9 protein-coding genes are annotated in these 9,605 nt (G+C 68.3%); 8 read left to right on the top strand and 1 reads right to left on the bottom strand.

Going from position 1 to position 9,605, the window contains the following annotated elements:
* Positions 1-4: 4 nt before the first annotated feature.
* Positions 5-2,296, top strand: coding sequence for a RelA/SpoT family protein (locus tag NN2_RS34955; protein ID WP_063910965.1), 2,292 nt, complete (start codon positions 5-7; stop codon positions 2,294-2,296).
* Here the strand turns inward: NN2_RS34955 and NN2_RS34950 are convergent.
* Positions 2,272-3,150, bottom strand: coding sequence for a DMT family transporter (locus NN2_RS34950; protein WP_063019479.1), 879 nt, complete (start codon positions 3,148-3,150; stop codon positions 2,272-2,274). The genes NN2_RS34955 and NN2_RS34950 overlap by 25 nt on opposite strands.
* Positions 3,151-4,033: 883 nt before the next feature.
* On the opposite strand from NN2_RS34950, the gene NN2_RS34945 reads away from it, so the two are divergent.
* From NN2_RS34945 to NN2_RS34915, 7 genes are all read left to right on the top strand, one after another.
* Entirely contained in the window at positions 4,034-5,161 is a 1,128-nt protein-coding gene (locus NN2_RS34945; protein WP_063019477.1) for a DUF8176 domain-containing protein, read from the top strand.
* 13 nt (positions 5,162-5,174) lie between these two features.
* Complete coding sequence (locus tag NN2_RS34940; protein WP_030513929.1) at positions 5,175-6,047, top strand: hypothetical protein; 873 nt, start codon at positions 5,175-5,177, stop codon at positions 6,045-6,047.
* A gap of 176 nt (positions 6,048-6,223) precedes the next feature.
* Positions 6,224-6,688: a hypothetical protein gene (locus tag NN2_RS34935; RefSeq protein ID WP_227463131.1), complete on the top strand. Its 465-nt coding sequence runs from the start codon at positions 6,224-6,226 to the stop codon at positions 6,686-6,688.
* Between the two features lie 106 nt (positions 6,689-6,794).
* Entirely contained in the window at positions 6,795-7,091 is a 297-nt protein-coding gene (locus tag NN2_RS34930; protein ID WP_030513931.1) for a hypothetical protein, read from the top strand.
* Positions 7,088-7,351: a hypothetical protein gene (locus NN2_RS34925; RefSeq protein WP_308248237.1), complete on the top strand. Its 264-nt coding sequence runs from the start codon at positions 7,088-7,090 to the stop codon at positions 7,349-7,351. Before NN2_RS34930 ends, NN2_RS34925 begins: the two co-directional genes overlap by 4 nt.
* Positions 7,352-7,450: 99 nt before the next feature.
* Positions 7,451-8,284 carry a DUF8175 domain-containg protein gene (locus NN2_RS34920; RefSeq protein ID WP_063019475.1) on the top strand — a complete coding sequence of 278 codons (834 nt, stop codon included), beginning with the start codon at positions 7,451-7,453 and terminating at the stop codon, positions 8,282-8,284.
* A gap of 80 nt (positions 8,285-8,364) precedes the next feature.
* On the top strand, positions 8,365-9,605 hold a 1,241-nt coding region (locus NN2_RS34915; RefSeq protein ID WP_063019481.1), incomplete at its 3' end, for a hypothetical protein.

The raw sequence follows: 9,605 nt of genomic DNA, 5'->3' as shown, positions 1-9,605 counted from the left end.
GAACATGCCGATGAAGCAGCCGGGTACGTCGGCGGCGGTGCCGAGTTCGGCCTCGCGCCGGGTGCGGGCCCGGCTGGCCCGCCGGATGACCGGGCAGCGGGGTATCGCCGCGGTCAAGCCGGTGCTGGAGCCGCTGGCGACCGTGCACCGGGAGCTGTATCCCAAGGCGAATCTGCAGTTGCTGCAGCGCGCCTTCGACGTGGCCGACGAGAAGCATTCGCATCAGTTCCGCAAGTCGGGCGACCCGTACATCACCCACCCACTGGCGGTGGCCAACATCCTCGCCGAACTGGGGATGGACACCACCACGCTGGTGGCCGCTCTGCTGCACGACACCGTCGAGGACACCGGCTATTCGCTGGACGAGCTGACCGCGGATTTCGGATCCGAGGTGGCGCATCTGGTCGACGGCGTGACCAAGCTGGACAAGGTCAACCTCGGCGCGGCCGCGGAGGCCGAGACGATCCGCAAGATGATCATCGCGATGGCCCGCGATCCCCGGGTGCTGGTGATCAAGGTCGCCGACCGGCTGCACAATATGCGCACCATGCGCTTCCTGCCGCCGGAGAAGCAGGCGAAGAAGGCGCGCGAAACGCTGGAAGTCATTGCGCCACTGGCGCATCGGCTCGGTATGGCCACGGTCAAATGGGAGCTCGAGGATCTGGCGTTCGCGATCCTGCACCCCAAGAAGTACGACGAGATCGTGCGGCTGGTCGCCGACCGCGCACCGTCGCGCGACACCTACCTGGCGCGGGTGCGGGCCGAGATCGTGAACACGCTGGCGGCGAGCCGCATCAACGCCATCGTCGAGGGCCGGCCCAAGCACTACTGGTCGATCTATCAGAAGATGATCGTCAAGGGTAAGGATTTCGACGACATCCACGACCTGGTCGGCATCCGGATCCTGTGCGACGAGGTGCGCGACTGCTACGCCGCCGTCGGCGTGGTGCATTCGCTGTGGCAGCCGATGGCGGGCCGGTTCAAGGACTACATCGCCCAGCCGCGCTACGGCGTCTACCAGTCGCTGCACACCACCGTGGTGGGCCCGGACGGCAAACCGCTGGAGGTGCAGATCCGTACCCAGGACATGCATCGCACCGCCGAATTCGGTATCGCCGCGCACTGGCGCTACAAGGAGACCAAGGGCAAACATTCCGGCGACGTCGCCGAGGTCGACGATATGGCCTGGATGCGGCAGCTGCTGGACTGGCAGCGGGAGGCGGCGGATCCGGCCGAGTTCCTGGAGTCGCTGCGGTTCGACCTGAAATCCCCGGAGATCTTCGTGTTCACGCCGAAGGGCGATGTGATCACGCTGCCGCAGGAGTCGACTCCCGTCGACTTCGCCTACGCGGTCCATACCGAGGTGGGCCATCGCTGCATCGGCGCGCGCGTCAACGGGCGGTTGGTGGCGCTGGAACGGCAGCTGGAGAACGGTGAGGTCGTGGAGATCTTCACCTCGAAGGCGCAGAACGCCGGTCCCAGCCGGGACTGGCAGAACTTCGTGGTGTCGCCGCGGGCGAAGGCCAAGATCCGGCAGTGGTTCGCCAAGGAACGCCGCGAGGAGGCGCTCGAGGCCGGTAAGGAGCAGATCTCCAAGGAGGTCCGCCGCTCCGGTCTGCCGCTGCAGCGGCTGATGAGCGTGGACGCGATGTCCGCATTGGCGCACGAACTGCACTATGCCGACATCTCCGCGCTGTACGCGGCGGTGGGCGAGAACCAGGTCTCGGCGCACCACGTCGTGCAACGCCTGATGGCGCAGCTCGGCGGCGTCGGCGACGTGGAAAACGAACTGGCCGAACGGAGTACGCCGTCGACGCTGCCGGCGCGGCAGCGCACCATCGGCGATGCCGGGGTCGAAATCCCCGGCGCTCCCGGTACGGTCGCGAAGCTGGCCAAATGTTGTACACCGGTGCCGGGCGACGAGATCATGGGCTTCGTGACCCGCGGCGGCGCGGTGAGTGTGCACCGGACCGACTGCACCAACGCGGATTCGCTACGCGCGCAACAGGAACGGATCATCGAGGTCAAATGGGCGCCCTCGCCGTCGTCGGTCTTCCTGGTGGCGATTCAGATCGAGGCGCTGGACCGCACCCGGCTGCTGTCGGATGTGACCAAGGTGCTGGCCGACGAGAAGGTCAACATCCTGTCCGCGTCGGTGATGACCTCCGGTGACCGGGTGGCGATCAGCAAGTTCACCTTCGAGATGGGCGATCCGAAGCATCTGGGTCATCTGCTGAACGTGGTCCGCAATGTGGAGGGCGTCTACGACGTCTACCGGGTGACCTCGGCGGCCTGATCCGCCGGGGGCAGCTCCGCCTGGGCACGCGACAGCTGTACCGCGGCCACGCACATCACCAGCACGGAAGCGATGACGACGATCGTGCCGATCGTGCCGGTCCGCAGTCGCTCGTCGAGCACGGTGAGGCCGAGGAAGGCCGCGCCGAGCGGTTCGGCGACGGTGAAGGCCGGCAGCGAGGCCGACAGCGCCCCGACCTGGTAGCCGCGCTGTTGCAGATAGAGCCCCACGATGCCCGCGGCAACCAGGGTGTACAGCTGCCAACTGATGAGCGCCGTGCCGAGTCCACGCCCGAACAGATGGATGACGTGCTGGGTGAGCGCGGCGGAGACGCCGAACAGCAGACCGGCCGCGGTTCCCAGCATGAGCGCCTGCAATCCGGTCACCCGGACCACCACCGCCACCACGACCGCGGCGGCGACCACGCCGAGAACCAGCACCAGCGGCCACATCCAGGTCGACCACGGCGCATCGGGGATGCCCTCGGTGGGGTCGCCGACGACGAGGAAACAGGCCAGCGCGGCCGAGAGGGCGATCGCGTGTGCCCACATGACCGGCGAGACCGGGCGGCGGCTGTAGTGCGCGGCCAGCGGCAACGCGAAGACCAGGGCCGTCACCAGGATCGGCTGCACGATCAGGACCGATCCCAGCGCGAGCGCCACCACCTGGAAGATGAAGCCGCCGGCGTCGCCGATGATGCCGGCCCACCAGCGCGGATTGCGAACGAGCTGGGCTACCAGCGCGTCACCGGCCGGCACGTCGGCCGCCGCGCGTTGCTGGGCGACCGCCGACACGGCGAACAGCAGGGCGCCGACGAAGGCGCAGACGACCGCGGCGACGGGAAAGTTGCTCACCCGATCAGTCTGCCGTCCGCGACCGGGTGCCCGGCATCGGGGACCGGTCTGCCGATCCGAGGGGGTGTGGTGACGGCGCTGCGAGACCGCGGAACCGCGATGGCTGTATCGGAATAGGCGGAATGTGCGCTACGGGCGAATGGCAATTGTTCGGCAACACATTTCGGGCCGCTGTCCGCAGTGGCGGCGAGTTGCCCTCCGCTGGGCGCGAATTGCGCATTCGCCGCAAATTTGCCGAGGCTCATACCGACTCTCGGTGCCGGTCGGCCGGTCCGGCCGCGGCGAATCCTTCGCGCAGGTAGGAAGGTTCGCGGGCGGCGATCGAGGATGTGCTCACGCGCCGGCGGGGGCCTGCACTCCGAGCCGGATTCTGTTACGGTTTATTGCGTTTCGGGGCGCGCGCGATGTTCGGCGACAACTCGAATCCACATGATGATCGCCGGACGGGTCGCAGTGGCACTCGACCCTCAGAACTGTTGCAGACAGCGGGTTTAAAGGGGGTCAGATCATGCTGACCGTGCTGACATGCTCGGCGGCGACCGTACCGGTCGCGTCGGGTCCTCATTGCGGATTTCGCGCATCCACATCCGCGCCGGCCCTCGATTCGGCGTTCGAGATACCCCCGTTCACACCCGTTGACCTGCCTGGATGTGGTATTGCCCGAATCTCGGCGGCCTCGGACGGCGCGTCGAGTTCGCCGAATTCGTCGGGTACGGGACAATTTCCGTTCGGGAAGGGCCTCGGTGACGCCGCACCCGGTGGTGTGCCGTTGGCGACGTCCCATGGCGGTACCGCTGACAACAACCACCCGTTCTCCACGAACTGATCGCCGAGAGGGTCCGACGATGCTGCACGACGTGCCCGGCTCCGCGGGGATGAGGGAATGTTGAAGCCGTACAAAGAAGTCCAACGGTGGTTCCCGGCGCTGGAACCCGAACATGCCGTTCCCGCGGCCGCGCCGGGAGAATCCGACGCCGTCGACGACGAGGCGGAACCTGGAGCGGCGCGGTACCCGCACTACATCCGTGACACCGAGCCCGAGCCGTTCGACATTCCGTTCGCCGACGAACCGGCCACCCGGCGCAGCGAATTCGTCGGGGGCTGGACCGACTGGGTCGGCAGCCACGCACCCGGGCCGGACGACGACTACCCGGTCCACGAGGGTGAGGTACTGCGCCTGCCCCGCGACGCCGAGACCGGCGACGGCCGGGCTCGTGGCCGCCGCCGGACCCGCCCGGCCGGTGCCGACGGCGACGATGCGGAGGGATCCGGGGCGCGCTCACCGGGCGACGACGCGGACGAGCGCGACGATGTGGACACTCCCGAGTGGATTCTGCCGCCCCGGCGCGAACACGGCGACGGCGCCGCCGGCCGGATCGTGCGCCGCGCCCCCGGCCCGGCCTCACCGGCCCTGCGCGACTACATCCGCCCGAGCCGGCTGCGGGTCGCGCTCGTCCTCGCGGTAGCCCTGTTATTGCTGGTCGCCGCAGGCGGTTTCGCCCTGTACGTGCTGCGCTCCGGTCACGACGGAAAACAGTCGGTGGCGCCGCTGCCGGCGCGCCCGGCCGTGGGTGACGACGCGCCGATGCTGCGGCTCACCTCGGCGTTCGGCGCCGATTCCGGCCCGCGGGTGGGTTCGGCCGGGCATTGCCCGACCGAACGGTCCGCGCGCGTGGTGCGCGGCGCCGAGGTCGGCGGCACCGATTCCGGGCCGGACGCGATCATGTGGTTCCAGCACGCCTTCTACGTCGAACGCTCGGCCGAGCGTGCGCGCGAGGTGGTGGCGCCGGATGCGGCGGTCTCGCCGGCGCCGGTGATCCAGCGCGGCATCGCCTCGGTGCCGCTGGGCACCGACTATTGCGTGCGGGTGGTCACTGTGGACGACAACAGGTATTCGGTGGAGGTGACCGAACGGCGGCCGGGCGCGGCCCCCGCCACCTACGACAAGCAGTTGGTGACCACCGCGGTGGTCGGCGGCCGCACCCTGATCACGGGCATCACGGCCGGGTAAGAGGAGAGCTGAGATGGGACAGGACTGGAGCCGATGGCTCGACGAGACGTCCGACGCGGACGTCGCGGCGGGCTCGCGACCGCGTGGACGGGCGCCGGTGGTCCGGTTACGCAAGGGGCGGCGTGACGACGGCGAGGGCGGCGGCCTGCCGCGTCCGATCCTGGTCGTTGGCGGCTGCGGTGGCGCCGGAACCACCACCACCGCACTGGGACTCGCGGGTGAACTGGGCGCGGAGGCGGCGGCCGTCGCCGTCGACGCCACCGTGGCCGGCAGCGATCTGGCCCTGCGCGGCGCCGACGAACATCTGAGCCCGATCAGTCTGCAGCAGTGGCTGTACGGCCGCGGTGACGACGAACCGGCGCCGCTGAAGGAATGTCTCTCGCAAGCGAGCTCCGGTATCGGCCTGCTGTGGCGCGACGCCTCCCCGTTGCGCCGCCGCGCCACGTATCTGACGGTGGCCCGGGCCGTCGCCGACGCCGGGTACACGCCGGTGTACGACGGCGGCAGCCCGATCGCCGCCCGTCAGCTGCGGCCGCTGCTCGAGGACGCGGAAGTGGCTCTGGTGCTGTCGATTCCGGCGCGTGCCGACGCCGCCAATCGTTTGCGGGTCACGCTGGAATGGCTCGACGACGAATTCGGCGGTCACGCCGAGGGGCAGGGTGGCGGCATCGTGGGTGACACCACCATCGTGATCTCACATCAATTGCCCGGCAACAACTCTCGGGTGGCCGACCATCTGCGCGAACACCTCACCGGCTGGGTGCGCGACATCCGCGAGATCCCGTACGACACCCACCTGGCGCGCGGAGAGCTGGTGCGCCACAACGCACTCGATGCCGAAACCCGGAGGGCGTACCGGCGGCTGCTCAGCGGGATGGCATCATGACCGCGGCCATGAAGGAACCTCGCTCTTCCGAAAACCCGCCTGCGGCAGGCGTTGTCGCACCGGCGGAGTCTCGTCGCGCACCCATCTGGGACCGTCCGGTACCGGGCGCCGGACGTGCGCCGCTGGTGTGGTTGCTGGGGGTGCACGGCGGCGCCGGAGCCAGTACCCTCGCGCATGTGCTTGCGCCTGCGGCGGATTCGCACCGGCGCTGGCCCGGTGTGTTCGAACGCGAATCACCTTTCGTGGTGCTGGTCGCCCGCGAGACCATCGCCGGGCTGACCCGCGCCCATGATCTGCTGCGCCAGCACCGGGCCGGGCTCGCGGGGCCGAGCGAGGTGCTGGGCCTGGTGACCGTGGCCGCGCGCCCGGGCCGGATCCCGGCCGAGATCCGGCGCTACCGCGATGTGGTCGGCGCATTGGCCGGGGAGGTGTGGCAGATGCCCTGGATCGAGGAGTGGACGCTGGTCGAACCCGATCAGCTGCCGGTGTGGTCGCCCAGCGACCCGCCGCCACAGCAGCGCAAACGCAAACTCGATCCGCTGCAAGAAGTTCCGCACGAGGTGGACGCGCTGGGAATGAGCATCGTCGACCTCGTGCGGGAGACGGTCGGCGCCGGTTCGCAACAGGAGGAGCAACGATGATCGTGCCCGGACGTTGTGCTGCCGCGAACACGCCGACAGCTGTTTCCGACGGTGTACCTCCGGTACCCGGCTTTGTATTCCGATCACCTATTGAGAAGGACGCTCGATGAGTACCATCCTGGCCGCTGTACACGAGACGTACGGCGTTGTTCTCGCTCAGGTCGGGAATCCGACACCCGAGACGCCGCCGGCCGCCGACAAGCTCATGAAACTGGTGCGCTACTTCACGTGGTTCGTGCTGCTGTCGGGCATCTTGGGCATCACCTACGCCGGTGGCCGCTTCGCCTGGGAGAAGTGGACCGGTGGCGGCCTGGAATCGCCGAAGATGGTGGCGGGCGCCATGATCGGCGGCATCGTCGCCACCAGTGCGGGCACGATCATGAACGCAGTCATCGGATCGTGAGGGGCGCCGCGATCGTGCTGGCCTACAAGCAGATGCCCGCGGACGTGATCGAACCGATCATGCAACTGATCAACTGGTTACTGTGGTGCGTGCTGTTGCTGTGCCTGGCCTGGATGATCATCTCCGCGGGCCGGCTGTGGTCGGCGATGCGCGACGACATGGCCGTCAACGACGCCTCGCACGGCATCGTGATGAGCCTGCTCGGCGCCATCGTGGCCAGTTCGGCGAGTGCGATCGCATTGACCCTGCTTCCTGCGTGAGCCGGTGACAGATTTCCGTATGCACGCCGACGACACCACGGCGACAACAACATTCGACGAAACGACATTCGACGACGACCTGCGACGGGAGGTGACGGTATGAGTAACAAGGACACCTACGACGAGCGCAGCGGCGTCTCCTTCGGCGTCATCGTCTCCGCTGCCGTGATCGCCCTGATCGTGATCGTCGGCGTCTTCGTCTACGTCGGCCGCGACACCTCCTCTTCCGGCGCCCGGAAAGCGGATCCGCCGCCCTCGCCCGTCGCGGGCTCGGGCGCGACCGGATTCGCCGGACCCGATACGGATCTGTTCGGTCGGCGGGTCGATATTCCCAACAACCCTGCGGGACAACCGCTTCCGCAGAATTCCGCGCAGCAGCACAGCTCGTCGGATTCGGACTGGCTGACAGCGGCACCCGCCGGCACCACCGAACCGCGCGGCTGGCAGCGGGTCTACGGCGCCTCGGTGCCGTTCTCCACCAGCGACGGTCCGACCCGGATCGACGACAAGGGGCTGGCCGTCGGCTATTCCCACACACCGCAGGGGGCGGCATTGGCGGCGGCGCAGATCACCTATCGGCTCAACGCGCGGCCCGGCGACCGGGATCTGTACGTGCGCCAGGTGCGGGTCTCGGCCCAGCAGATCGCGGCCTACGACAAGGCGCGCGGTGACGGCAAGCTGCCCGATCAGCAGCCGGCGCGGATCACCAAGTACCTTGTCGCACCCGACGCGTTCCAGATCGAGAACTACGCCGACGATATGGCGATCGTGCGGCTGGCCGCCCGCGGGCCGAACAACGACGGCAAACAGGTGTGGGCGGCGATCCGGCTGATCATGGTGTGGGACAACGGGGATTGGCGACTCAAACCCACCGACACCAGAGCCACGCCGAGTGAATACATCGACACCCTGCAGGGGTGGACTCGATGGTGAGCACAGCGATTTCGAGAAAGGCACGAGAGTCAGCCGATGGTCCGGATCGATTCCCTGCGACGCATCGAGGAGTGGATCTCATGGTGAGGCGCATCGTCACGATCCTCGCGGTCGTGTTCACCGTCATGATCGCGACCCCGACGGTGGCCTACGGGCAGACCTACGGATTCGACCAGACCTGTAACGAGATTCACGACGATCTCGACGGTCTGGGCTTGCCCGGCGTATCGCTCGGCGACGCCGCCTCCGCGGCGTGCAAGGCCGGCAACGCCGCCACCCATCCCGGTGACGCCGCGAACGCGGTGAAGGACAAGGCGTGGGATTCCACCTTCGGCAAGGTGGTCGACTCGTTGATGAACGGTCTGGGCGAGGCGCTGATCCTGGCGCTCACCTTCTGGATGAAGGTGCCCAACGATCGCATCAGCGACGGAGGAGCGCTGTTCCAGAAGATCAACGACTACACCTATCAAGCGCAGATTCTGCTGCTGATCGTGTCGGTGATCCTGTCCGGCGCCAGACTCGCCGAAGCCAGACGCGGTGCGGCACTGAGCGAGGCCGCGGAATCGTTCCGGATGTTCGCCCGCGTGGTCTTCAGCTCCTGGATGCTGGGTGCGGTGGTGGTCGCGGGTACGCAGGCCTCGGACCGCTTCTCGCAGTGGGTGATCGAGGACGCCACCAACGGCAATGCTCGCAGCCTCGCCGAGTTGATGGTGAAAACCTCCAAGCTGCAAGCCTTTTCGCCCGGCCTGGTGCTGATCATCGCGATCGTCGGCCTGCTCGGCGCGCTGGCGCAGATCGTGCTGGCCATCGTGCGCCAGGGCATGCTGGTGGTGGCCGCGGGTGTGTTGCCGCTGGCCGCGGCGGCGTCGGGCACCAGTACCGGCCGCCAGGCGTATCCGAAGCTGATCGGCTGGATCATCGCGTTCATGCTGTGGAAACCGGTGGCCGCGATCGTCTACATGATCGCCTTCGTCACCGCCGGTGACACCAACTCGACGACTCCGACCTCGGGTCTGCCGGACGCCGACCAGGCGCAGCGGATGCTGGTCGCGATCGTACTGCTGTGCAGTGTCGCCTTCGTCCTGCCGGCGCTGATGCGGCTGGTCACCCCGGCGGTGGCGATCGCCGGCAGCGGTGGATCCGGCCTGGGCGCCACCGGAGCGGTGCTGCTGGGAGCAGCCGCACTGGGCGCGGTGGGTACCAAGGCGGTCGGCGTGCGCACGCAGGCGGCGGCGGGAGCGCCGGGATATGTGGGGCGCAACGGAGGTCAGCGTCCGCCCGGCGGTACCGGTCGCGGCGGCAGTCCCCGGCCCGTTCCGCC

The organism is Nocardia nova NBRC 15556 (assembly GCF_001613005.1).
Classification (GTDB): Bacteria; Actinomycetota; Actinomycetes; order Mycobacteriales; family Mycobacteriaceae; genus Nocardia; species Nocardia nova.
The sequence above is the reverse complement of the archived record's forward strand: the minus strand, read 5'-3'. Positions and strand labels throughout refer to the sequence as shown.